Below are 22,747 nucleotides of genomic sequence, written 5' to 3'. Positions count from 1 at the left end.
GACTCCCCCGGAACCCCCCGCGTCCCGGCCTCCACGGCCGGCCTCCGGCCGCGAACTCCCCGGGCCCCCACCGGACATCGGCGCTCCGCCTTCGGCCTGCGGCCGCGCCCCGCATCCCCGCCACGCGGCGAAGCCGCACACCGGATGCGGCCGGGGGGACGAGCGGCCCGTCCGGCGCCTTGAGGACACCGTCGGACCGCCGCGCCCCGCCCCTCAATCCCGCAGCAGGTCCGGCACTCCCTCCGCGTCCGGGTCGTCGCGCTCCCCCGACAGGACCGTCAGGCGCTGCGTCGCCCGGGTCAGGGCCACGTACAGCACACGCAGGCCCGCCGGGGACTCGTCCGCGATCTCGGCGGGGGTGACGACGACCGTCGCGTCGTACTCCAGGCCCTTCGCCTCCAGGCTGCCCAGGACGACGACGCGGTCGCCGTGGCCGGCCAGCCAGTCGCGGGCCTCCGCGCGGCGGGCCATCGGGACGACGACGCCGACCGTGCCGTCCACGTCGTCGAGGAGGTGGCGGACCTCGGCGCGTACGGCCGCGGGCAGGTCGCCGTCCGCGACGGCGAAGCGGGGCACGACGCCCGTCGACCGCACGGCCGCCGGGGAGCGCATGCCGGGCATGGCCAGGGCCAGGACCCTGGCGGCCAGTTCGGCGATCTCGGCGGGGTTGCGGTAGTTGACGGTGAGCTCGAAGCGGCGGCGCGGGCGGGTACCGAGCGCCTCGTCCCTGGCGGCCGCGGCCTCGTCCGGGTCGGACCAGGAGGACTGCGCGGGGTCGCCGACGACCGTCCAGGTCGCGGTGCGGCCCCTGCGGCCCACCATCCGCCACTGCATGGGCGTGAGGTCCTGGGCCTCGTCGACGATCACATGGGCGTAGTCGCGGCGCTCCTCCGCCAGCCGCTCGGCGCGCTCACGGCGGCTCTCGGAGCGCGTCGGCATGAGCTCCTCCAGCCCGGTGAGCTGGTCGAGCGGGTCGAACTCGCGCGGCTTCTTCGGGCGGGCGGGCACGCCGAGCAGCGTCTCCAACTCGTCCAGCAGGGCCACGTCGTGGACCGAGAGCGGGCCCCGCCCCCGGTCGTCGAGCCGCTTGAGCGAGCGGGCCAGCAGGCGGACCTCGCGCGGGTTGAGCTCACGGCGCGCCCAGCGGGACAGCCGCCGCTCGTCCGCCATCGCGGCGAGCACCCCGCGCGGGGTGAGCTCGGGCCACCAGGCGGCGAGGAAGCCGAGGAAGTCGTCCTCGGTGGAGACGTCCTCGTCGAACGCCTGCCGGGCCTCCGCCGCGAGTTCGGGGTCGGTGTAGCGCTTGGGGCCGCCCGCCTTGGACCACAGGAGGTCGAGGATGAGCCTGCGGGCGCGCGGGCGCAGCAGGTTGATGGGCGCGGTGCCGCCGAGCGCGGTGTTGCGGATGCGCTTGAGCTCGTCGGGTCCGAGCTCGAGCCGGGCGCCGAAGGCCACGACGCGCAGCCGGTCGGGCGCGGCCGCCAAGGTCGCGCCGCCGGTGGTGCCCGCGCTCTCCGCCGGTTCGGCGAAGGAGAGTTGGCCCTCCTCCGCCGGGGCGCCGCGGCGGCGCGCGGCGGGTGGCGAGGATGCCGGTTCCAGCGCGCCCCGCACCGCCTTGCGCAGCACCCTGAGCATGCGGGAGGAGCCCTTGATCCGGGCGACGGCGGGCTCGTCGTACGTATCGGCCTCGGCGCCGTCGACCAGGGAGCCCACGGCGCGGATCGCGACCTGGCCCTCCTCGCCGAGCGAGGGCAGCACGCCCTCGGTGTAGGCGACGAGCAGCGGCGTCGGCGAGACGACGAGGATGCCGCCCGCGTAGCGCCTGCGGTCCTGGTAGAGGAGGTACGCGGCGCGGTGCAGGGCGACGGCGGTCTTGCCGGTGCCGGGCCCGCCCTCGACCTCGGTGACCGAGGCGGCGGGCGCGCGGATGACCATGTCCTGCTCGGCCTGGATGGAGGCGACGATGTCGCGCATCGTGTGGCTGCGGGCCTGGCCGAGCGCGGCCATCAGGGCGCCGTCGCCGACGACGGGCAGCGCGGCGCCGTCCAGGGTGGCCGTCAGCTCGGGGCGCAGCAGGTCGTCCTCGACGCCGAGGACCTTGCGGCCCTTGGAGCGGATGACCCGGCGGCGTACGACACGGCCGGGCGCGACCGGCGTCGCGCGGTAGAACGGCGCGGCGGCGGGCGCCCGCCAGTCGATGACGAGCGGGGAGTAGTCGGCGTCGAGGACGCCGATGCGGCCGATGTGGAGCGTCTCGGCGATCTCCGCCCGGTCGTCGCGCACGGCGTCGTCCGCGGGCTCGACGGAGGTGTAGGCGCCGTCGGGCCCCTTTTTCCCGTCCTTGCCGAGGAGGAGGTCGATGCGGCCGAAGAGAAAGTCCTCGAACTCGCTGTTGAGCCGGTTGAGGTGCACTCCGGCGCGGAACACCTGGGCGTCCCGCTCGGCGAGCGCCCCCGGTGTGCCGACCTGGCCCCGCTTGGCGGCGTCGTCCATGAGGAACTCGGCCTCGTGGATCTTCTCCTCCAGGCGCCGGTACACCCGGTCCAGATGCTGTTGTTCGGTACCGATCTCGCGGTCGCGGACCCCGTCGGGTTCCGTCGCCGGTCCTGTCGCCACCTGCGCGTGCGTGGCGTTCTGCGCGGCCACCCAAGCCCCCTTCTGCTGTGCCTAGGGCAGCCGTCAACCGTACGCGAACAGAGGTGCTGAGCGCACCTGTCATGACATGGTGGTTTTCATCGCTCTTCGGACGGTTTCCGGTCAGACCTTGATGGTGTCCAGGAGTTTCCCGTCCAGCGTGCGGACCTCGAAGCGGTCGATGTCCTTGCGGTTCAGCGCGGCGCCGCCGTGGGTGTAGAGCGGCTCCTTGCTCCATTTGTCCGCCCCGGCGCTCCGCAGGCCGTAGCCTGCGGCGGGCACGGCCCAGGTGGTGACGGTCTGCCGCTCGCCGTTCCTGCCGACCGCGACGAGGTCGCAGGTCAGCGGGCCTGAAACGTTGGCGAGCCGCAGGGCGACGTGTGTGCCCCACGGTTTCTCCTGGAGCGAGACGGAGGCGTCGACCTTGGTCGCGGGGTCGACCGCGCCGATCTTCTCGCCCTCCTCGTACATCGCCTTGGCCGCGCTCACCGTGCTGTGGCTCGGCGCGTGCTGCGAGGTGAGGGCGGAGCCGGCCAGCGGGCCCGCGCCGATCAGGACGGCGGCGGCCGCCGCCAGGCAGAGTCTGCGGGTGCGCTGGGCGCGGCGGATGGCCGTGACCCTGGTGAGGAGGCCGTCGAGGAGCGCGGGGCGCGGGCGCGCGGTGAGCGCGCCGGGGTCCGGCGCGGACTCCTTGAGATCGGCGAGAAGCGGGGTCAGCCCGAGCACGGCGTCGAGCTCGGCGGCGCACCGGGGGCAGTCGGCGAGGTGCTCCTCGAAGCGCGCGGCCTCCGCCTCGTCCAGGACGCCGAGGGCGTAGGCGCCCACGTCCATGTGCTGTGCCGGCTCGTTCATGCCGTGACTCCCCGTTCCTCGAGCGAGAGCCTCATGGAACGCAGGGCGTAGAAGACCCGGGACCGCACGGTCCCGGCCGGTACGCCCAGCACCTCGGCCGCCTCGCTCACCGTACGTCCCTTGAAATAGGTCTCGATCAGCGCCTCTCGGTGGGCCTCGGTCAGATCGCCGAGCGCGTCGGAGATGGTCATCAGGCGCAGCGCCCGGTCGATCTCGTCGGCCGCGGGGATCTGCTCCAGCGGCGCCGGGTCGACCTCCCGGGGGCGGGCCTGGCGGCTGCGGTGGCCGTCGATGACGATGCGGCGGGCGACGGTCACCAGCCAGGGCCGTACGGAGCCGGGGGCGCCGCGCAGCCGGTCGGCGTTGCGCCAGGCGCGCAGCAGCGTCTCCTGGACGACGTCCTCCGCCCGCTGGCGGTCGCCGCCCACCAGACGCAGCACGAAGGCGAGGAGCGGGCCCGCGTGCTCGTCGTAGAGCGCCCGCATCAATTCCTCGTCCGGACTGGTCCTGTCGGCCACGACGGCATCCTTGCGCACGGCCTTCCCCCGGTCGATAGGGCGGAACGGTGGTTCGCGGATCAGTAGCCGTAGCCCCCGCCGCCACCGGTACCCGCCTGCGCCTTTCTGCCCTGCGGGTCACTGGCGAACCAGGTGCCCGCGATGCCCTGGCCCTTGGTGTCGCCGGGCTTGGTGTCGGGCGCGTAGCGGTAGAGCGGCCAGCCGCCCAGGGTCAGCTGCTTGCTGCCGTCGGCGCGGGTCACGGTGGAGACGAGGGCCTTGTCGATGCCCTTGAGGGTGACCTGGTCGCCGGCCGCCGCGGGCGGCCAGGTGGTCGCGCAGTTGCCGGAGCAGTTGGAGACGGACGGCTTGGGCTTGTCCTTGTCGAAGCGGTAGAGGGTGAAGCCCTTGGCGTCCGTGACGATGGCGCCGAGCCTGGCGTCCTGCGTCCGTACCAGCGCGGTCGCCGCAGCCGGGGCGGGCTGCGGCTGCTGCCCGCTCGGCGAGGGCGCGCTCTTGTCGGACCCGCCGTAGGAGGAGGACCCGCCGGAGTCGCAGGCGGTCACGGTGAGCGCGAGAGCGGCCGCGCCGGACACCGCCAAAGCACCGAGGCGGACGCCGCGTGCGATATTCCTCATGAGGATTCTCCCTGCCGGGACGATTCCGGGGCGTGGGGCCCCCTTCGACCCTGAATACGTACGGGACGCCCGTGGCACTCAGCCGCCCGGGAGGAATTCACGGAGGAATTCGGCGTACGTACGGAACGGCCTCCGCGTTCAGCGCGCGGCCGTATTCGTCGGGAAGAAGCCGGGAAGAAGCCGGGAAGAAGCCGGAAAGAAATGGTCAGGAGGTCTGCGGGCCGGCTCCCAGGAGACGGCGGCGGTGCCTGGCGACCCGTACGCGGTTGCCGCAGACCTCGCTGGAGCACCAGCGACGGCGGCGGCCGCGCGAGGTGTCCAGATAGACCAGCGAGCAGGTCTCGCCCTCACACTGCCGCAGCTGCCCCCGGGTGGCCGGGTCGGTGAGGAGCTCGACGGCGTCCCGGCAGATCTGCCCGACGAGCGCCCCGCAGTCGAGGGCGCCGGCGACCGTGCGGACGAGGGTGCCGTCGGCGGCCCGCACGGCCCGCAGGGCGGGCGGCGCGGTGGCGGCGAGGGCGTTGACGCGCTCCAGGTCGGGGTCGGCGGCGCGGCCGTCGACCTCGGCGTGGACGACGCGGTGCAGCAGGTCGCGGGCCGCGTGGAAGCGGCCCAGCCAGCCGGCGTCGACCGCGCCGAGCGGGGTACCGGGGGGCACGGCACCGGCGGCGAGCAGCCAGTCCCGCAGCCGTTCGGGGGTGCCGAGCCGCTCGACGGGCTCCTCGCTGAACCGTCCGCCGATCGTGGCCACCAGATCCAGGCAGAGCCGTCCGGCGTCGAATCGCAGGTCATAGGAGGCTGTCGCCGCCATGCGCCTGTCACCTTTTCCCTGTTCGCGTCTTCCCGCGTCCCGGGACCGCCCGTGCGCGGTGCCGCCACCTCCAGGGTGCCCCGTCGGGCGTGGCGGTGTAACCCCCGGATCGTCCGGGTGGCGGCGCGGTCAGCCGCGCATCAGGGCCGCGTCGGCGGCGGGCAGCCAGCTCCCGGCGGGGCGCTCGAGCCAGCCGTGCCGCGCGGCCAGCGCACCGGCCGCCGTCCGCAGCGCGTCCAGCCCGGGGTGGCGCAGCCCGCGGGCCCACACCATCGAGACGGGCGAGAGCGGCACCGGGTCGGCGAGCGGGCGCAGCACCATGCCGGGTACGTCGAGGAACTCGGCGCTCGCCAGCACCGACCAGCCCCGCTTGCGGACGACGCGGATGAACTCCTCGTCGCCGTCGATCTCCGGGAAGGGCGCGGCGATGCCGATGCCCCGGCCCGCGAAGAGCCGCTCCGCGAGGTCGGTCCACTCCGCGGTGGCGGGGTTGCCGGCCGCCGCGTAGAGGGTCTCGCCGGCCAGCTCCGCGAGCCGCACGGCGGGCCGGGCCGCGAGGTGGTGGCCGTCCGGCAGCAGCACGGCCATCGGCTCGTACCGTACGGGCCGGTGGGCGAGGCGCGCCCGGACCGCCGGGTCCAGCCCGGCGAACCGGCCGAAGGAGACGTCGAGCCTGCCCGCGAGGATCTCCGCGGCCGCGCCGGTCAGCCCGCTGTGGAAGCGGGCCACGAGCTCGTGCTCGGCCGCCGCTTCCCGGGCCGCCGCCAGCACGCGGTGCGCGGTGCCGGTGGTGGCGCTGATGTCGACGAGCAGGGGGCGCTCCTCCCGGTCCCAGGCGGCGGCGAGTTCGTCGTGCGCGGCGAGGATCCGCCGGGCGTACGGCAGCAGGCGCGCGCCTTCGGCGGTGAGCGTGACCTGCCGGGTGGTGCGGGTGAACAGCTCGGCGCCCAGCCGTTGTTCGAGCCGCCGGATGTCACGGCTCAGAGCCTGCTGGGCGAGGTAGAGGCGGGTGGCGGCGCGGGTGAAGTGCAGCTCTTCGGCGACGGCGGTGAAGGCGCGGAGGAGGCGTGGCTCTATGTCGTGCGGCACGCACGGCAGTTAACAACAGGAGTGCGTGAATGGCCACTGATCAGGTGTTGGACCGCGGTGCGCGGTGGCGGCGAGAGTGGAGCGCATGCCGAACTCCTCTTGCCGAAGCCCCCTGTTCACCGTCAGCGGCAGCATGCTGGTGGTGGCCGCGCCCCGCACCCCGGACGCCGTCCCGTCGGTTATCCGCAGGCGCCGGGCGTGGGAAACCGTGCTCCTCAGGCTGTGGGCCCGCTGATCCGCGACTTGGCCAGCGCCAGACCCGTCAGCCCCAGCAGCGCGCCGAGACCCGCGAGGACCACCGTGCTCACCAGGGCCGACCCGGACACCTTGGAGGGCGCGGCCGCCGCCGTCACCACCAGCTGCCCGATCTTCCGTACGCGCCCGTGGTGGCTGACCACGGTCACCGGATAGCTGCCCTCCCCCAGGCCGCGCCGGATCCGCGCGGGGCCGTAGTAGCGGGGGGAGTCGCCGTCCCCCGCCTTGCTCTCGTCGCGCTTGAGCGGCACCGGCCGCTCGAAGGCCGGTGACGTGGCGGTCAGCCGCTCCTCCTCGCCCGGGTCGGGCGAGGCGTCGCGCCACAGCACGTTGACGGTCCCGCCGGGCGGGACGGTGTGGCCGTGCGTACGGGCCCGCTCGGGGCCCGACGCGGGCGTGGTGCCGAAGAACGCGGGGCCGCGCGCCCGGCCCACGTAGTCGCGGTCGCCGGGCCGGGCCGCGCGGATCACCAGCGGTTTCTCGTCGATCTTGCGGCCGCCGGGGCCGGTGAGCGTCACCTTGTAGGTGCCGTCCTTCACCGAGGCCGGCAGGCCGAGGCCGCCGGCGAACAGCCGGGGGTTGTTCCAGTCGGCGCCCGAAGGGTCGTGCCTGAGCCGCACGGGCGCGGGGAAGGCGGGCGAGCGCGCCTCGAAAGCCGTCCCGGTCTCGCCGGGGAACAGATCGTCGTACGCCATCCACAGCCGCTCCCCCGGCCGCACGACCTCGCCCGGCGCGGTCACCGTGAACCGCGGCCTGCGCGAGGGCCCGACCTCCACCTTGTCCTGGGCGACGACCCGCCCGCCCGCGCGCACGGTGAGCGGATAGCTGCCGGGCTTCGCGCCCATGGCGATGGCGGGCCGCGCGTGGTGGCCGTGCTCGGCGGCGGGGGCGCGGTGCGCGTAGGGGGCGAGCGTGACGCGGTGCGGGAAGACGGGCGAGGAGACGGTGACGTCGCCCCGGCCGCGTACGCCCTGGACATCGATGTCGACGAGGCCCCCGGGGCGGTTGTCGAAGGCGCCGTTGAGCAGCAGGTGTACTCCGCCGCGGCCGTCGTCGGCCGCCGCGCCCTGGGCCGGGCCGGCGACCGGCCACAGCGCCGCGGCTCCCACCACGGCCAGCACCGCATGCGTCCACTTCACCGCGCACCCCCTTGTCCGCCACCCAGGAAGAGGGGCGCGGCGGCTTCCTGGTTGCCCTGCGGGGGCACGCGGCACACACGACGAAGGCCCCACCGCCGAAGCGGTGGGGCCTTCGCCTCACATGGGATGAGTGGAGATGGCGGGAATCGAACCCGCGTCCAACGGTGCGGAATCAGGGCTTCTCCGAGCGCAGTCCGCTGCGATTTTCTCGGCCCCGGAGATCACACGGACAAGTCTCCGACGGGCTCAGTCACTGTTTGATTTCCCTCTCGACCCCGTGACCGGGTCTAGAGGTTTAGTTCCCTAGCTGATGCCAGGATCCGGGTCGGGAACAGCCCCGGGCTGACACTTCGCAAAGTCGCTACTTAGGCAGCGAGGGCGAAGGAATCGCGCTTGGTGTTGGCGATTATTGGTTGCGACATATGGTTTACGAGATCATTGCCGCTTCCTCGGCTCGCTTCCCCTGCTTCGACATCCGCTGTCGAAACCGATCATCCCCATGTTGTTTTTTCAAGGTGCGCACCCCGTGGGGTGTGCAGTGCCCATCGTACGTGACCGACGCGCGACGGTGCCAGCGTATTCCCGCTGACGGGCGACCTGGGGTCAGACCCGCTTCGCCTGCGACGCCCGCTGGCGCCTGCGGGCCGCCGCGATCGCGCGGTTCGACTCGCGGGTGTCCTGCTTCTCGCGGAGCGTCTGCCGCTTGTCGTACTCCTTCTTGCCCTTGGCGAGGGCGATCTCGACCTTGGCCCGGCCGTCCTTGAAGTACAGCGCCAGCGGCACGATCGTGTGGCCCGTCTCCTGCGACTTGGAGGAGAGCTTGTCGATCTCGGCGCGGTGCATCAGCAGCTTGCGCTTGCGGCGCGCGCTGTGGTTGGTCCACGTGCCCTGGGTGTATTCGGGGATGTGGACGTTGTGCAGCCACGCCTCGCCGCCGTCGATCTGCACGAAGCCGTCCGCCAGCGAGGACCGGCCCTGCCGGAGCGACTTGACCTCGGTGCCGGTCAGCACCATGCCGCACTCGTAGGTGTCCAGAATGTGGTAGTCGTGCCGCGCCTTCTTGTTCTGCGCGACCAGTTTGCGACCCGTCGTCTCTTTAGCCATAGCGCGGCCATTCTCGCACTACGACCCACCCCTGAGGCCACTCAATACTGTGCGGGCCCGCCGCTCGGCGTCGCTCCGTACGACCAGGTCGGGCGCGATGCCGCGGCCGTCGACGGAGCGGCCGGAGGGGGTGCGGTAGTGGCCGACGGTGAGCTCGGCGACCGAGCCGTCCGCGAGCCGGCTGGGCAGCTGCACCGAGCCCTTGCCGAAGGTCGGGGTGCCCACGACGACCGCCCGGCCGCGGTCCTGGAGCGCCCCGGCCAGCAGCTCCCCGGCGCTCATGGTGCCGCCGTCGACGAGCACGACGAGCGGCGCCCCGGTGTCGCCGCCGGGCCGGGCCTCCAGGGCGCGCTCCCCGCCCCGTACGTCATAAGTGGCCACCAGGCCGCCGTCGAGGAAGGCGGAGGCCGCGGTCACGGCCTCGTCGACCAGGCCGCCGGAGTTGCCCCGCAGATCCAGCAGGATGCCCTCACCGCGCGCGGCCGAGCGGGCCGCCCGGCGGATCCGCTCACCCGTTCCGCGGGTGAAGGACTCGACCTTGATCCGGGTGGCGGCGGGCCCCTCGGCCTGTCCGTCCGGCAGCCGGTCCACGGCGACGCTCTCGGTGACCAGCCGCTCGCGGCGCAGGGTCCGCTGCCACGACCACCCGGCCCGCTGGAGACCGATCGTCACGGCGGTGCCCGCGATCCCCTGCCCACCCGCGCTGTCGCCGCGCAGCCGGGCGATCACCTCGGTGACGGGAAGGCCCGCCGCCGGCACACCGTCGACCGTGCGCAGTTCGTCACCGGCGCGGATGCCCGCGCGGTCCGCGGGCCCCCCGGGCCGGACGCCGTCGACCTCGGTCCGGCCGTCGCCCGTGCTCCGGGCCGAGAGGCCGACACCGACATACGCGCCGTCCAGGGCGCGTTCGAAACCCTCGTACTCGCGGGCGCTGTAGACGGAGCTCCAGCGGTCGCCGCTGCGGCCGACCACCTCGGCCGCGGCCTCGGCGCCGGACTTGCCGTCCTGCTCGGCCTGTTCGGCGGCGGCCTCGACGGCGCCCCGGTCCACGAGACGCTCGCCCCGCGCCGCCGCGCCGACGGGCCCCGCGGCGGGCCGCGCCGCCGTACGGGCCGCGAGGCGGGCCTCCGCCGACTTCCGGCCGCCCTGCGCGTCCGCGCCCCAGGAACCGGCCGCGGCGCCCGTCGCCAGCACGCCCGCGAAGACCAGCGTCAGCGCGGCACCGCGTCTGCCGCGGCGCCGCGGCGAGAACATCGACGGGCCGGGCATGCGCGTGAGTCTAGGACACGGGAAGGCGCCGTACGGGGAGTTGTCCCGTCAACGAAGTATTGGCGAAGCCACACGGCGCCCTGGTCCGCCGCCTCAGACCTTGAGGTACTTCCGCAGCGCCGCGAAGGCCGCCAGCGCGGGCATCAGCAGCCCGATGGCGAGCACCAGCGGCAGCTTGGCCAGCACCGCGTCCCAGCCGATGAACTGGATGACGTCGATGTGGTGCACCAGCCAGTTGTTCACCAGGAAGTACTGGCCGCAGACCAGCAGGACGCAGGCGAAACCCGCGCCGAGCAGGCCCGCGAAGGCCGCCTCCATGATGAACGGGATCTGGATGTAGAAGCTGGACGCGCCGACCAGCCGCATGATGCCGGTCTCCCGGCGGCGGCTGAACGCGGACACCCGCACGGTGTTCACGATCAGCATCAGCGCCACGATCAGCATCAGGAACATCACGCCGAGCGCCGCGAAGTTCATGCCGTTGAGGAGGTTGAAGAGATTGGACAGCAGCGTCTTCTGGTCCTGCACGGTCTGGACGCCGGGCCGTTGCGAGAAGGCGCTGGAGATGACCTCGAACTTCGAGGGGTCCTTGAGCTTGACGCGGAAGGACTCCTGCATCTGGTCCGGCGTCAGCGAGCCCGCGATCGGGGAGCTCTTGCCGAACTGCTCCTTGTAGTGCTTGTACGCCTCGTCGGCCGTCTCGAACTGGACGCTCTGGACGAGGTCCGTCATCTTCCCCAGGTCGGTGCGGATCTCCTTCTTCTGGTCCTCCGTCGCCGCCCCCTTGGCACAGGAAGGGAAGGATTCCGCGTCGGTCTTGTTGCAGAGGAAGATCGAGACGTTGACCTTGTCGTACCAGTAGCCCTTCATCGTGCTGACCTGCTCGCGCATGAGCAGAGACCCGCCGAAGAGCGCGAGCGACAGAGCGACGGAGACGATCACCGCGAAGGTCATCGTGAGATTGCGGCGGAGACCGACGCCGATCTCCGACAGGACGAACTGGGCGCGCATGGCGTCCTTTCAGTGCTGGTAGCCGTAGACGCCGCGCGACTGGTCGCGCACGAGACGGCCCTGTTCCAATTCGATGACCCGCTTGCGCATCTGGTCCACGATCTGCTGGTCATGGGTGGCCATGATGACCGTGGTGCCGGTGCGGTTGATCCGGTCCAGCAGCTTCATGATGCCGACCGAGGTCTGCGGGTCGAGGTTGCCGGTGGGCTCGTCCGCGATCAGCAGCAGCGGGCGGTTGACGAACGCGCGGGCGATCGCGACGCGCTGCTGCTCACCGCCGGAGAGCTCACCGGGCATCCGGTCCTCCTTGCCGCCGAGGCCCACGAGCTCGAGGACCTGGGGCACGGCCTTGCGGATCTCGCCCCGCGGCTTGCCGATGACCTCCAGGGCGAAGGCGACGTTCTCGTTGACCGTCTTGTTGGGGAGCAGGCGGAAGTCCTGGAAGACCGTGCCCAGCTGGCGGCGCATCTGCGGCACCTTCCAGTTGGAGAGCCTGGCGAGGTCCTTGCCCAGCACATGGACCTGGCCGGTGGTGGCGCGCTCCTCGCGCAGCAGCAGCCTCAGGAAGGTGGATTTGCCGGAACCGGACGAGCCGACGAGGAAGACGAACTCGCCCTTCTCGATCTCCAGCGAGACATCGCGGAGCGCCGGCCGGTTCTGCTTGGGGTAGGACTTGGAGACGTTGTCGAATCGGATCACGAGTGCACCACGCGTCGACCTGGATAGGGGGCACGGAACACCGCGCGCGCGGCTCCCGTCGGTGTGCGTGACCATACGCGAACCATCGGTGCACGCGCAGTCGGCGTCCGCTCTTGGCGCGTTTGTCATCGGCTCCGCGGGGGACAAAACTGGGGCAATCGGGTCCACACCCCCGGGTACGGCCGACCGGCCGCGCCGAACGGCGTGGAAGCTGGCACAGTGGTAGGGGGAACCGCCCGGCCATCCCGCGCGTTGGACGTACCGGAGGAGGAGATCGCATGACATGCGACCGACTGGTGTGCGCCAACTGCGCGGCCCCCGTCAGCGAGGGCCGCTGCCCGGTGTGCCGGGCCAGCAGGGAGCGGCTGCAGCACCAGGAAGGCGTCTTCGCCGGACTGACCCCGGCCACGCTGCTCGCGCTGCTCGTGGCGCTGATAGCGGTGGCCGTCGTGGCACGCAGCTTCGCCGGGTAGCCACCCGGTCACACCGCGACGCCCGCCGCACACGTACGAGGGCCCGGAGCGCTGTCGCGCGCTCCGGGCCCTCGGTCGTTCCGCCAGGGCCGTCAGGCCGCGGTGGCGCGGGTCATCAGGCGCGGCAGCAGCCGGAAGCCGATGCCGCCCGCGATCATCGTCGCGGCGCCCACGACCAGGAAGGTCGTCTGGCCCGCGCCGGTCTCGGCGAGCTGCTCCTTGGGCTTGGCCTGCTGCACGGGCTTGGCGCCCGCGCTGTCGGTGTCCGTGTTGGTGCCGCAGTTGCTGTTGGTGTCCACGGGGCAGGTGCGGCCGGGCTTGTCGCCCTGGTCGCCACCGGTGGCACCGCCGGTCGCCGCGTTGTGGTCACCGCCGGTGGAGCCGTCGCCGCCGGTGGTCCCGCTGTGGTCACCACCGGTGGTGGTGCCGCCGTCGGTCGTACCGCCGGTGGTCTTGCCGCCATCGGTCTGACCGCCGGTGGTCTGGCCGCCGGTGGTCTTGCCACCGTCCGTCTGACCGCCCGTGGTCTGCCCGCCGGTGGTCTTGCCGCCGTCGGTCTGACCGCCGGTGGTCTGGCCACCGGTCGTCTTGCCACCGTCGGTGGTGCCGCCGTCCGTCTGACCACCGGTGGTCTTGCCGCCGTCGGTCTGACCGCCTGCGGTCTTGCCGCCGTCCGTCGTACCGCCGTCACTCTGGCCGCCCGTGGAGGGACCGCCGGTCGTCGTGCCGGTCGTCTGGCCACCATCGGTCTGACCACCCGAGGACGGACCGCCCGTCGTCGTGCCGGTCGTCTGGCCACCATCGGTCTGACCACCCGAGGAGGGGCCACCGGTCGTCGTGCCGGTCGTCTGGCCACCGTCCGTCTGGCCGCCCGAGGAGGGGCCACCGGTCGTCGTGCCCGTCGTCTGACCACCGTCCGTCTGACCACCCGAGGACGGGCCGCCCGTCGTCGTGCCGGTCGTGCCCGTGGTGGAGCCGGTCGTCGTACCGCTCGTGTCACCGCCCACCGGCGGCTGCGGGATCTCGTTGGGGTCGCCGTCGACGGCGACGGCGGTGTGCACACCGCTCGTCGTGGCGACTCCGGCGACATGGACGCCCGCGGCCGAAGCCGCGCCGGCCGCGGTCAGCGAAGCACCCGCGGCGACAACCGCGCCGGCGGCTATGCGCGCGACGCGCAGCCGCGTCTTCTTGGTCATATACCTGCTACCCCCAGTAGCTGATCGTCATCGGAGCAGCTATGCACGGGGCGGTGGCGCATCCGGGGGTCGAGAGCGGCTGAGCCGGCCGGACCGGCCGGGCCGCTCGTCCCCCCGCCACACGCACCCCAGTGATACGCATGCCGCGCGTCAGCCTGACCAGTTTTTGAGGCAGCGTCAAGAAGGTTACAAGCGGGTATGTCCGCCTATGCAGCTGGTTGTTGCTACTTCTCCCGCTGCTTGCGCCAGCGGATACCGGCCTCCAGGAAGCCGTCGATGTCACCGTCGAGGACGGCGGTCGGGTTGCCGACCTCGAACTCCGTGCGGAGGTCCTTGACCATCTGGTACGGGTGCAGGACGTACGACCGCATCTGGTTGCCCCAGGAGCCGCCGCTGTCGCCCTTGAGCGCGTCCATCTTGGCCTGCTCCTCCTGGCGGCGGCGCTCGAGGAGCTTGGCCTGGAGGACGTTCATCGCGGTCGCCTTGTTCTGGATCTGCGAGCGCTCGTTCTGGCAGGAGACGACGATGCCGGTCGGGATGTGGGTCAGACGCACCGCGGAGTCGGTGGTGTTGACGCCCTGGCCGCCGGGGCCGGAGGAGCGGTAGACGTCGACGCGCAGCTCGGACTCGTCGATCTCGACGTGGTCGGTGGTCTCGACGACCGGCAGCACCTCGACACCCGCGAAGGACGTCTGGCGGCGGCCCTGGTTGTCGAAGGGCGAGATGCGGACGAGGCGGTGCGTGCCCTGCTCGACGGAGAGCGTGCCGTAGGCGTACGGGACCTGGACGGCGAAGGTGGTCGACTTGATGCCGGCCTCTTCCGCGTACGACGTCTCGTAGACCTCCGTCTTGTAGCCGTGGCGCTCGGCCCAGCGGAGGTACATGCGCTGGAGGCGCTCGGCGAAGTCGGAGGCGTCGACGCCGCCGGCCTCGGCGCGGATGTTGACCAGCGCCTCGCGGGAGTCGTACTCACCGGAGAGGAGCGTGCGGACCTCCATCTCGGCCAGCGCCTTGCGGACGTCGCCCAGCTCGGTCTCCGCCTCGGCGAGAGCGTCGGCGTCGCCCTCGGCCTCGGCGAGCTCGAAGAGCACCCCGAGGTCGTCGATGCGGCCGCGCAGGTTCTCCGTCTTGCGGAGCTCCGCCTGGAGGTGCGACAGCTTGCTGGTGATCTTCTGCGCCGCCTCCGGGTCGTCCCACAGGGAGGGGGCGGCCGCCTGCTCCTCGAGCACGGCGATGTCAGCCCTCATCCTGTCGAGGTCCAGGACGGCCTCGATCGACCCCATGGTCGAGGAGAGGGACTTCAGCTCTTCGGATACATCAACGACTGCCACGCACCCAGCCTAACGGCTGCGCCGGGCTGCGGGTGTCCGACGGGTACGCCCGTTCCCGGGCGCGGGTCGGTTGCCGCCTGCGGCGGGGCGGCCTGCGGCCGCGTCCTCAAGCGCCGGACGGGCTGGGATCGCGGACCGTAGTCCCATTCCTTCGGCCCGCAGGCAACGAACCCACGATCCGTGAAACTCAGCCCGTCCGGCGCCTGAGGACAACGCGCGAAGCGTGCTCCGGGGTCCGGGGCGAAGCCCCCCGCGCGGCGGAGCCGCACAACAGACACAGCCGGGAAGGGCCGGAGCCCAAGCCCCCGGCCCCAAGCCGCGCGCCCCGCTACGGCAGCGGCTCCGGCGGGGGTGAGTCCGGGTGGTGGACTCCGGGCGGGGCGTCCTTCGCCTCGTGGGAGGAGACCGCGAACCAGCCGCCGACGCCCGCCGCCGCGGCCAGCGCGACCGCGGCCGCGCCCAGCTTGATGCGGCGGCGCCGGGTCTCCTCCGGGGAGCGGTGGCGCGCGGAGCCCGCGCGGCGCTGGCCGGCCGCCCTCGGGGCCCGCGCCGTGCCGTGCGCGCCGCCGGCGAGCTCCGCGGGCGTGGGCACCCGCATGCTCGTGTGGGTCTCGCGGCTGGAGTCGGCGACGGCTCCCGGCACCAGCGGGACGGCGCCGCGCCGCCGGGGCGCGGTGGCCACGCCCAGGGACGCGGACCCGCCGTCGTAGGCCGTCTCCCGCTCGGTGAGCGTGGCCGCGACGGCCTCGGGCTCGTCCTCGGGCTCGTCGATGTCGAGCGGCGGGATCCCGGCGAGGCCGGGCAGCAGCTCGCGCAACCGGACGCCGAGCTCGGAGGCGCGCAGCCGGGACGCGGGCCCCTTGGCGAGGCACTGGACGATCAGCTGCCACAGCTCGTCGGGGATGCCGGGCAGCGGCGCCACGGTCTCGGTCACGTGCCGCCGCAGCACCGCGCCGGGGTGGCCGCCGCCGAAGGGCGTGAAGCCCGCGAGCAGTTCGTAGAGCACTGTGGCGAGGGCGTAGACGTCGACGGAGGCGCGCGGCGGCAGGCCCTCGATGATCTCGGGGGCGAGGTAGTCCGGGGTGCCGATGACGCTGCGGGGGCTCGGGGAGCGCCCGCCCGGCCCGGCGGGGCGCGGGATGGTGGGCTCGGCCGGGCGCGGGGAGTCCACGAGCCGGGCGATGCCGAAGTCGGTGAGGAGCGCCGGGTGGGCGCCGCCGGGGCCGAGTGCCCCTTGCATGTCCAGCAGGACGTTCTCGGGCTTCACGTCGCGGTGCACGATGCCCGCCGCGTGCGCGGCCGCGAGGCCGTCGGCGACGTCGGCGACGATGGCGACGGCCGCCTCGGGCGCGAGGCGGCGCTCGCGGTCGAGGCGGGTGCGCAGGTCCGTGCCGCGGATGAGGTCCATGACGAGCGCGAGGTCGGCGCCGTCGACGACGAGGTCGCGGACCCCCACCACGTTCGGGTGGTCGAGTCCGAGGAGGGCCGCGCGCTCCTGCACGAACCGGCCGACGAGCTCCTGGTCGGAGGCGAGGTCCTCGCGCAGGAGCTTGATGGCGACCGGGCCCTCGGGGCCCTCGCCAAGCCACACCGTGCCCGCACTGCCGCGCCCCAGGACCTGGTGGGCGGTGTACCGGCTGCCGATCTTCCGTGCCAAGGCTGTTCGGGTTCCTTTCCGGGTCCTCCGACGTCCGACAAGGGGGCGCTGGCGACCAAGCTACGCGGCCGCGAGGGGGTTGGGGGCGCCGATCCCGCACCAACTGTCACTTCTGCGGCTTAAAACACCCCTTGGGTGTCGACATGTCGACGCGGCCGCGCGGTTGACGCGGCACCGGTGGTGCCGCGCCCGCCGCTAGTTGCCGCCGCCCGAGGAGGAGCCCAGGCCGGAGACCCAGTCCTTGATGTCGAGGAACCAGCCGTAGGCCGCGTCCCAGAAGCTCTTGCCGTCGGCGACCCAGTCCTTGAGCGGTGTGAACTCCCAGACCAGCCAGGAGCCGATGATCAGCACCACGATCATGAACAGGCAGCCCTTGAGGCAGCCGAGGCCCGGGATGCGCATCGGATTCGCGCTGCGCTGCCGGGGCGGGCGGGGCTCGCGGCGCGCGGGCGGCGGCTCCGGGGCGTACCGCTGCGGCTGGGGCTCCTGATAGCGCTGTGGCTGTGGCTGGGGCTGCGCCTGCGGGCGCTGCTGCCGCCGGGACGGCTGCTGAGGGGCGTACTGCTGCGGCTGGGGAGCGTACGGCTGCTGAGGGGGCGCGTACTGCTGCCCGTATTGCTGCTGGGGAGGCTGCGGGGGCTGCTGGTACTGCTGCTGCGGCTGGGCCGCCTGCCGGTGCGGGCGGCGGCGCAGCGGGTCCTCGCTCGGGTCGAGGTAGCGCATCTGCGTCTGCTCGTTACGGTCCCGCGCGGCGCGCATCTGGCTCTGCCAGGGGTGCGGGCCGTCGCCCTCGGGCAGCGGCGGGACGGGCGGCATGGCGCGGGTGGGGTCGGCGCCGCCGTTCGGGCCGGAACCGGCGGGCATGACCTGGGTGGGGTCGGCGCCGTGCGCGCCGCCGGGGGTGTGCGGCAGCAGGCTGGTGGCCGCGTTCGGGTCGTAGGAGCCCGCGTTCGACGGCAGCACCTGTGTGGGCTCGGCATCGCCGGACGGGGAGCCGAGCGGCGAGCCGTCGCCGCTGCCGGGCACCAGGGCGGGCTCGGGGTCGGGGGCGAGCAGGGCGGCGACGCCCAGGGCGGCCTCGGCCTGCGCCGGGGAGGCGTGCACGCCGACGCCCGCGGCGACGACGCGCAGGGCGCGGGCGAGGTTCTCGGCGCTGGGCCGCTCCTCGGGCCGCTTGCGCAGGCAGCGCTCGATGACCGTCCACAGGGGCTCGGGCACGGTCGTGGGGCGGCGCGGCTCGGCGCTCAGGTGCTGGTGGAGGACTTCGAGCGCGGTGGCCCCGGCGAACGGGGGGCGCCCGGTGACCAGCTCGTACAGCAGGATGCCCGCGCCGTAGACGTCGACGGCGGAGGTCTGCGGGCGGCCCTCGGCGGACTCCGGCGCGACATAGGCGGGCGTGCCGACGAACTCGTGGGTGCGGGTGAGGCCCGGGGAGTCCGCGAGGCGCGCGATGCCGAAGTCGGTGAGCATCGGGTGCATCAGCTGCCCGTCCGCCCCGGAGAGCAGGACGTTCGCCGGCTTGAGGTCGCGGTGGACGACGCCGTCGGCGTGGCTGGCGGCGAGGGCGTCCGCGATCTGGGCGGTGAGCAGGGCGGCGGCGACCGGGGTGAAGGGACCGTTCTCGCGCAGATAGCGGTGCAGGTCCGGGCCGTCGACCAGGTCCATCACGAGGGCGAGGAGGTCGCCCTCGACGACGAGGTCACGCGTGCGGACGATGTTGGGGTGCGTCAGGCGCAGCAGGACGGAGCGCTCGCGCAGGAAGCGCATGACGACGTCCGCGTCGTTCGCCAGCTCCTCCTTCAGCACCTTGATCGCGACGGTCTCGCCGGGCTGCCCGGCCACGGCGGCCTCGGAACCGGCCGTCTCGCGCTGCCGGGCCCGCCAAACGGTGCCCGTCGCCCCGCGTCCGAGCACCTCCTCGAGGAGGTACTTGCTGCCTACCGGCCGCACGTCATGCGCTCCCTGGTCGTGATTGCCGTGATCCGCTGTCGTGATCCACGCTGCTGACGGCCGCTCCCGCTCCCGTGACGCCTCGTGGTCGTCGCGCGCCGTGGCGGCCCTTCGCCCACTGTAGTGCCGTCGTACGGACCACCGGCCTGCCGAAATCCGGGGGGCTTGGGGTAAAGACGCGCGTTCCGGACAGTTGGTTGCCGTGGGGCGGCGGGGCGGTGTGAGGTGACCCGAAAGAGGCGCGGCGAACGGCACGACGACGGCCGTGGGAAAACTTGCCAATGAGCGTCATCAAGCGGCAAAAAATGACCTACCGGTGAGCGCTTCCCCGGCCTGCCTGGCCCTTACTTGGTCATCATCCGCATTTTTCGCACGGCCCGATCATCGTTCAAGATCACGAATTGGCTCTCGCCGGGCGCGTTGTCGGTGGCAGGTGCGAGGATGCTCGCAGCACGGATGCGGTGGGGAGGGAGCGCAGGGCCCCGCGCGACGTGGTGACCTGTACGTGCCGAAGCGCCCGTGCACGGTGGGGGAAGCGGCGGATGCGCCCGCTGTCCCGGCCGCGGCAGGGGCAGGAAGGGACCGTTGACGGCGATGCAGATCCGGCTGACCGTCCTCGGGCCGCTCAGCGGCCACACCACGCACGCCACACGCGCCTGTGACGTCCTGGTGACCGCCCCCACGGGCACCGCCCTCGCCAGTGTGACCAGCGGCCTCGCGGCGGCCGTCGCCGCGGCCGGCTCCGATCTCGGCAGCGGCGCCGTCGTCGTCTACGCCGGGGCCGAGCGGCTCGACGCCCAGCGCTGCGCGCTCGGCGAGCCACCCCTGATCGACGGCGCCGTCCTCTCCCTCTGCGCCCCGGCCGATCCGGAGCGGCACGCGGGCGTGCCGCTCTCCGGCACTCCGGAGGCCGCCGCCCGGCTGCACGTGGTCTCCGGGCCGGACGCGGGCGGCGTCCACCTGCTGCACGGCGGCGAGGTCAGCGTCGGCCGCTCCACCGCCGCGGACGTGCCCCTCGACGACCCGGACGTCTCCCGGCTGCACTGCGCGGTCACCCTGGCCGACGACGGCACCGTGACCCTGCGGGACCTGGGGTCGACCAACGGCACCACCCTGGACGGCGAGGCCGTGGGGGAACAGCCGGTCGTGTATCCCTCCGGCGCGCTGCTGCGCGCGGGGGAGTCCGTGCTGAGCCTGCACGGCACGCTGGACGCCGCCCCGAGCGTGCTCCCGGCCGCCCCCGACGGCGAGGGCCACCTGCGGGTGGGCGTCGTCGAGCCGCCCCACGGGCCCGTGGGGGCGCCCGTGGCCGGGGCCTGGCTGGGCGGGCCCGGCGGCCCGGCGCAGGCGGACCCGAGGTCGGGTGCCACCTCCCTCGGCACGGCGGTCCTCGGCACGGACAGCGCGGCGGCCCGCCCCTTCGACAGCCCGCCCGGCAGCCCGGTCACCCACGGTGGCCGCGGCGTCCCGCTGGGCGCGGCGGTGACGGCCGCGGACGCGGAGAGCGACGAGGACGCCCCGGACGACGCGCGCAGGCGCGCGGGCGGCCGCAATCGCGGCATAGGCGCATGGGCCCGACGGCTGACCGGCGGGCGCGGCGCGGTCAGCCGCCCCCTGACCACGGACGAGTGGGGCACCGAGGACGCGGCCGAGCGCGCCCGAGCGGAGTCGGCCGTCCTGCGCGAGCGCTGGCCCGACCCGGCGAGCGTGCTGCTGACCGTCCTCGGGCCGGGCCCGCGCCTGTGGGAGCGCGGACCGGACCACCCCGACCTGCTGACCGTCCGGCTCGGCACCGCCGACCGGCACACCGCCGACGGCAGCGCGCCGCTCACCTCGGTGCCGGTGACGGTCGGGCTGCGCCAGGCCGGTTCCCTCGGCCTGGCCGGGCCCCGGGGGCGGCTGTCGGGGCTGGCCCGGTCCGTCCTCGCGCAGCTCGCGGCGCTGCACTCGCCCGCGGCCCTGGAATTCGTCCTCATCAGCGCGGACCGCTCGCGGTCGGCGGAGGAGCGGCTGGCGGAGTGGTCCTGGCTGAGCTGGCTGCCGCAGCTGCGGCCGGTGCGCGGCCAGGACTGCCGGCTGCTGGTGGCGTACGACCGCGAGCAGGCCGTGGCCCGGGTCGCCGAGCTCGTGCGCCGGCTGGACGAGGGCCCGCTGGGCCCGCACTGGGCGGCCGCTCCCCCGGCGGCCGTCGCCGCGGCCGCCGAGCGCCACACGGGTGCGCACACGGTGCTGATCGTGGACGGCGACCCGGGTTCGGCCGATCTCCGGGAGACGGTCTCGCGGCTGGCCACGGGCGGCCGGGCCGCGGGCATCCACCTCATCTGTCTGGCCGACACCCCGGCCACCACGCCCGCCTCCCCCGTCTCCGCCACGCTGGCGACGGCGCGGGCCGCGGCACCGGCGTTCCCGCACTGCGGTGTGGTGGCGCTGCTGAGCGGCGACGTGGCCACGGTCGTGCAGGTCATCCACCGCGCACCGGCCCCGGCGGCCGACGGGGCGTACGGCGAGGGCGCGTTCGGGCCGGGGGCGGCCCCCGGCACCGCGGTGGAGCCGCTGCACACCGGCCGCCCGGATCCGTACGGCCTGCACCAGGACGCGCACGCGGGCACCGCGGCCGGGGGCGCCGTCGCGGCGTGCGGCGGCCAGGGCGAACAGCCGGTCGGCGCCGCCGTGGTGGCGGCCGTCGACGCCGTCTCGGCGGCGTGGGCCGAGCGGTTCGCGCGGGCCCTCGCGCCGCTGCGGATGGCGGACTCGGGCGGTGCGGACGGGCAGGCGTCCCGGGTCGTGGCCGCGCTGCCGCGCACGGCCCGGCTGCTGGACGAGCTGGGGCTCGCGCGGGCCACGCCCGCCTCCCTGACGGCCCGTTGGGCGGCCGCCACGGACCGCGGCACCCGGCCGGGCGGCCGCGCCGTCGCCGTGCTGGGCGCCGGGCCGCACGGCCCGCTCGCGGTGGACCTGGCGGCCGACGGGCCGCATCTGCTCGTGGAGGGCGGGCCCGGCAGCGGCAAGACCGAGCTGCTGCGCTCGCTCGCCGCCTCGCTCGCGGCCGCCGACCGCCCCGACCGGCTCTCGCTCGTGCTGGTCGACGGCGCGGGCGCCGAGCGCGGCGAGGGCCTGCGGCTCTGTACGGACCTGCCGCACGTGTCGACGTATCTCGCGGCCGCCGACCCCATGCGGATGCGGGAGTTCGCGCAGGCGCTCAGCTCGGAGCTCAAGCGGCGTGCCGAGCTGCTGGGGCGGCTCGACTTCGCCGCGTGGCACGCGCAGGCGGCCGCGCCGGCGGCCCCGGCTTCCCCGGGCGGTCCGGCCGTCCCGCAGGTCGTCGCGCCCCGGCGTCCGGCGGACTCCACCGGCGATCTGGAGGCGGCCCCGAGCGGCACGCTCAAGCTCCGTACGCAGAAGGGCGGTCCGTCGCGCACGGCCGAGACGGCGCTGCCCCGGCTCGTCGTCCTCGTCGACGACTTCGACGCCCTGGTCGCCCCCGCGCTGGGCAGCACGGGCCGCCCCGCGGCGGGTTCGGTCGTCCGGGCCCTGGAGGCCGTCGCCCGCGACGGCGAGCGGCTCGGGGTGCACCTCGTGGCCGCGTCCGGCCGCCCCGACCGTACGGCCGACACGGCCGCCGTCGAGCGGGCCGGGCTGCGCGCCGCGCTGGAGATCGCGCCGCCCTCGGCCGACGGTGCACCGGGCGACGGCAGCGGCACGGGCGACCCGGCGCCGGGCCGCGGCCGGCTGATGCGGCCGGACGACGACGCCACGACGCCGTTCCAGGCGGGCCGGGTCACGGGACGCATCCCGCGGACGGCGACGCTGCGGCCTACGGTCGTGCCGTTGGACTGGGCGCGCATGGGTGACCCTCCGACGCGGCGGCCGCTGCGTGAGCTGGGCAATGGGCCTACGGATCTGGCGTTGCTGGCGAGTGCGCTTCAGCGGGCGGCGCAGTCGGCTGGGGTGGAGGCGGCGCCGCCGCTGCTTTGAGGGGGCGGTGTTTCTGGGTGCGGGTGCGTTGCCTTGTGCGGGTGCGTTGCCTTGTGCGGGTTTCGTTGCCGGGTGCGGGTTTCGTTGCCGCCTGCGGCGGGAGCGCCCTTCGGGCGCGGGGGGGGGGGGGGGGGGGGGGGGGGGGGGGGGGGGGGGGGGGGGGGGGG

The 22,747-nt window shown here is 74.2% G+C and carries 17 protein-coding genes and 1 other RNA gene; 2 read left to right on the top strand and 16 right to left on the bottom strand.

The genetic code is table 11. The annotated features are described in order from the left end of the window. Positions 1 to 213 precede the first annotated feature (213 nt). The 12 genes from ACZ4A5_RS23830 to ftsE form a co-directional block, all read right to left on the bottom strand. Complete coding sequence (locus ACZ4A5_RS23830; protein WP_467587701.1) at positions 214 to 2,646, bottom strand: HelD family protein; 2,433 nt, start codon at positions 2,644 to 2,646, stop codon at positions 214 to 216. Between the two features lie 111 nt (positions 2,647 to 2,757). Next, positions 2,758 to 3,486, bottom strand: a complete 729-nt coding sequence (locus ACZ4A5_RS23825) for a zf-HC2 domain-containing protein (protein WP_467587697.1) — start codon at positions 3,484 to 3,486, stop codon at positions 2,758 to 2,760. After that, positions 3,483 to 4,022 (bottom strand): sigma-70 family RNA polymerase sigma factor, encoded by a 540-nt coding sequence (locus tag ACZ4A5_RS23820; protein ID WP_398874543.1) that lies wholly within the window; start codon positions 4,020 to 4,022, stop codon positions 3,483 to 3,485. The genes ACZ4A5_RS23825 and ACZ4A5_RS23820 overlap by 4 nt, the downstream gene beginning before the upstream one ends. A 41-nt stretch (positions 4,023 to 4,063) precedes the next feature. Next, a complete protein-coding gene (locus ACZ4A5_RS23815; protein WP_467587692.1) occupies positions 4,064 to 4,621 on the bottom strand; it encodes a hypothetical protein in 558 nt (185 codons plus the stop codon). Positions 4,622 to 4,826: 205 nt separating this feature from the next. Beyond that, on the bottom strand, positions 4,827 to 5,432 hold the full coding sequence (locus ACZ4A5_RS23810; RefSeq protein WP_467587689.1) for a CGNR zinc finger domain-containing protein: 606 nt from the start codon (positions 5,430 to 5,432) through the stop codon (positions 4,827 to 4,829). A 129-nt stretch (positions 5,433 to 5,561) separates the two neighbouring features. Further along, positions 5,562 to 6,521 carry a LysR family transcriptional regulator gene (locus tag ACZ4A5_RS23805; RefSeq protein WP_467587686.1) on the bottom strand — a complete coding sequence of 320 codons (960 nt, stop codon included), beginning with the start codon at positions 6,519 to 6,521 and terminating at the stop codon, positions 5,562 to 5,564. Between the two features lie 215 nt (positions 6,522 to 6,736). Further along, complete coding sequence (locus ACZ4A5_RS23800) at positions 6,737 to 7,915, bottom strand: hypothetical protein (protein WP_467587682.1); 1,179 nt, start codon at positions 7,913 to 7,915, stop codon at positions 6,737 to 6,739. Between the two features lie 128 nt (positions 7,916 to 8,043). Further along, positions 8,044 to 8,414: a transfer-messenger RNA gene (ssrA, locus tag ACZ4A5_RS23795) on the bottom strand. Between the two features lie 104 nt (positions 8,415 to 8,518). Further along, positions 8,519 to 9,019 (bottom strand): SsrA-binding protein SmpB, encoded by a 501-nt coding sequence (gene smpB, locus ACZ4A5_RS23790; protein ID WP_467587678.1) that lies wholly within the window; start codon positions 9,017 to 9,019, stop codon positions 8,519 to 8,521. Between the two features lie 18 nt (positions 9,020 to 9,037). Further along, positions 9,038 to 10,288 carry a S41 family peptidase gene (locus ACZ4A5_RS23785; RefSeq protein ID WP_467587675.1) on the bottom strand — a complete coding sequence of 417 codons (1,251 nt, stop codon included), beginning with the start codon at positions 10,286 to 10,288 and terminating at the stop codon, positions 9,038 to 9,040. A 93-nt stretch (positions 10,289 to 10,381) separates the two neighbouring features. Further along, positions 10,382 to 11,299 carry a permease-like cell division protein FtsX gene (gene ftsX / locus ACZ4A5_RS23780; protein ID WP_366005065.1) on the bottom strand — a complete coding sequence of 306 codons (918 nt, stop codon included), beginning with the start codon at positions 11,297 to 11,299 and terminating at the stop codon, positions 10,382 to 10,384. 9 nt (positions 11,300 to 11,308) lie between these two features. Next, positions 11,309 to 11,998, bottom strand: coding sequence for a cell division ATP-binding protein FtsE (ftsE, locus tag ACZ4A5_RS23775; RefSeq protein ID WP_361531257.1), 690 nt, complete (start codon positions 11,996 to 11,998; stop codon positions 11,309 to 11,311). 278 nt (positions 11,999 to 12,276) lie between these two features. Here ftsE and ACZ4A5_RS23770 point away from each other — a divergent pair, with 278 nt between their 5' ends. Next, positions 12,277 to 12,471, top strand: coding sequence for a hypothetical protein (locus tag ACZ4A5_RS23770; RefSeq protein WP_467587671.1), 195 nt, complete (start codon positions 12,277 to 12,279; stop codon positions 12,469 to 12,471). 92 nt (positions 12,472 to 12,563) lie between these two features. Here ACZ4A5_RS23770 and ACZ4A5_RS23765 read toward each other — a convergent pair whose 3' ends face one another. From ACZ4A5_RS23765 to ACZ4A5_RS23750, 4 genes are all read right to left on the bottom strand, one after another. Then, positions 12,564 to 13,667 carry a hypothetical protein gene (locus ACZ4A5_RS23765; RefSeq protein ID WP_467587668.1) on the bottom strand — a complete coding sequence of 368 codons (1,104 nt, stop codon included), beginning with the start codon at positions 13,665 to 13,667 and terminating at the stop codon, positions 12,564 to 12,566. 224 nt (positions 13,668 to 13,891) lie between these two features. Further along, a complete protein-coding gene (prfB, locus tag ACZ4A5_RS23760) occupies positions 13,892 to 14,998 on the bottom strand; it encodes a peptide chain release factor 2 (RefSeq protein ID WP_366005068.1) in 1,107 nt (368 codons plus the stop codon). A gap of 328 nt (positions 14,999 to 15,326) precedes the next feature. Next, the gene (locus ACZ4A5_RS23755; RefSeq protein ID WP_467587665.1) at positions 15,327 to 16,655 is read right to left on the bottom strand and encodes a serine/threonine-protein kinase; all 1,329 of its coding nucleotides are present in this window, start codon (positions 16,653 to 16,655) and stop codon (positions 15,327 to 15,329) included. Positions 16,656 to 16,850: 195 nt separating this feature from the next. Further along, the gene (locus tag ACZ4A5_RS23750) at positions 16,851 to 18,605 is read right to left on the bottom strand and encodes a serine/threonine-protein kinase (RefSeq protein ID WP_467587662.1); all 1,755 of its coding nucleotides are present in this window, start codon (positions 18,603 to 18,605) and stop codon (positions 16,851 to 16,853) included. Between the two features lie 594 nt (positions 18,606 to 19,199). Here ACZ4A5_RS23750 and ACZ4A5_RS23745 point away from each other — a divergent pair. Beyond that, the gene (locus ACZ4A5_RS23745) at positions 19,200 to 22,580 is read left to right on the top strand and encodes an FtsK/SpoIIIE domain-containing protein (protein ID WP_467587825.1); all 3,381 of its coding nucleotides are present in this window, start codon (positions 19,200 to 19,202) and stop codon (positions 22,578 to 22,580) included. The last annotated feature ends 167 nt before the right edge of the window (positions 22,581 to 22,747 follow it).

It is taken from the genome of Streptomyces sp. NPDC025618 (genome assembly GCF_055558795.1).
The sequence above is the reverse complement of the archived record's forward strand: the minus strand, read 5'-3'. Positions and strand labels throughout refer to the sequence as shown.

Bases quoted from the DNA above. Each gene is read 5' to 3' on its own strand.
- ACZ4A5_RS23825 (WP_467587697.1), bottom strand. From the start codon at position 3,486: ATGAACGAGCCGGCACAGCACATGGACGTGGGCGCCTACGCCCTCGGC.
- ACZ4A5_RS23815 (WP_467587692.1), bottom strand. From the start codon at position 4,621: ATGAGGAATATCGCACGCGGCGTCCGCCTCGGTGCTTTGGCGGTGTCC.
- ACZ4A5_RS23810 (WP_467587689.1), bottom strand. From the start codon at position 5,432: ATGGCGGCGACAGCCTCCTATGACCTGCGATTCGACGCCGGACGGCTC.
- smpB (WP_467587678.1), bottom strand. From the start codon at position 9,019: ATGGCTAAAGAGACGACGGGTCGCAAACTGGTCGCGCAGAACAAGAAG.
- ACZ4A5_RS23785 (WP_467587675.1), bottom strand. From the start codon at position 10,288: ATGCCCGGCCCGTCGATGTTCTCGCCGCGGCGCCGCGGCAGACGCGGT.
- ftsX (WP_366005065.1), bottom strand. From the start codon at position 11,299: ATGCGCGCCCAGTTCGTCCTGTCGGAGATCGGCGTCGGTCTCCGCCGC.
- ACZ4A5_RS23770 (WP_467587671.1), top strand. From the start codon at position 12,277: ATGACATGCGACCGACTGGTGTGCGCCAACTGCGCGGCCCCCGTCAGC.
- ACZ4A5_RS23765 (WP_467587668.1), bottom strand. From the start codon at position 13,667: ATGACCAAGAAGACGCGGCTGCGCGTCGCGCGCATAGCCGCCGGCGCG.
- ACZ4A5_RS23745 (WP_467587825.1), top strand. From the start codon at position 19,200: ATGCAGATCCGGCTGACCGTCCTCGGGCCGCTCAGCGGCCACACCACG.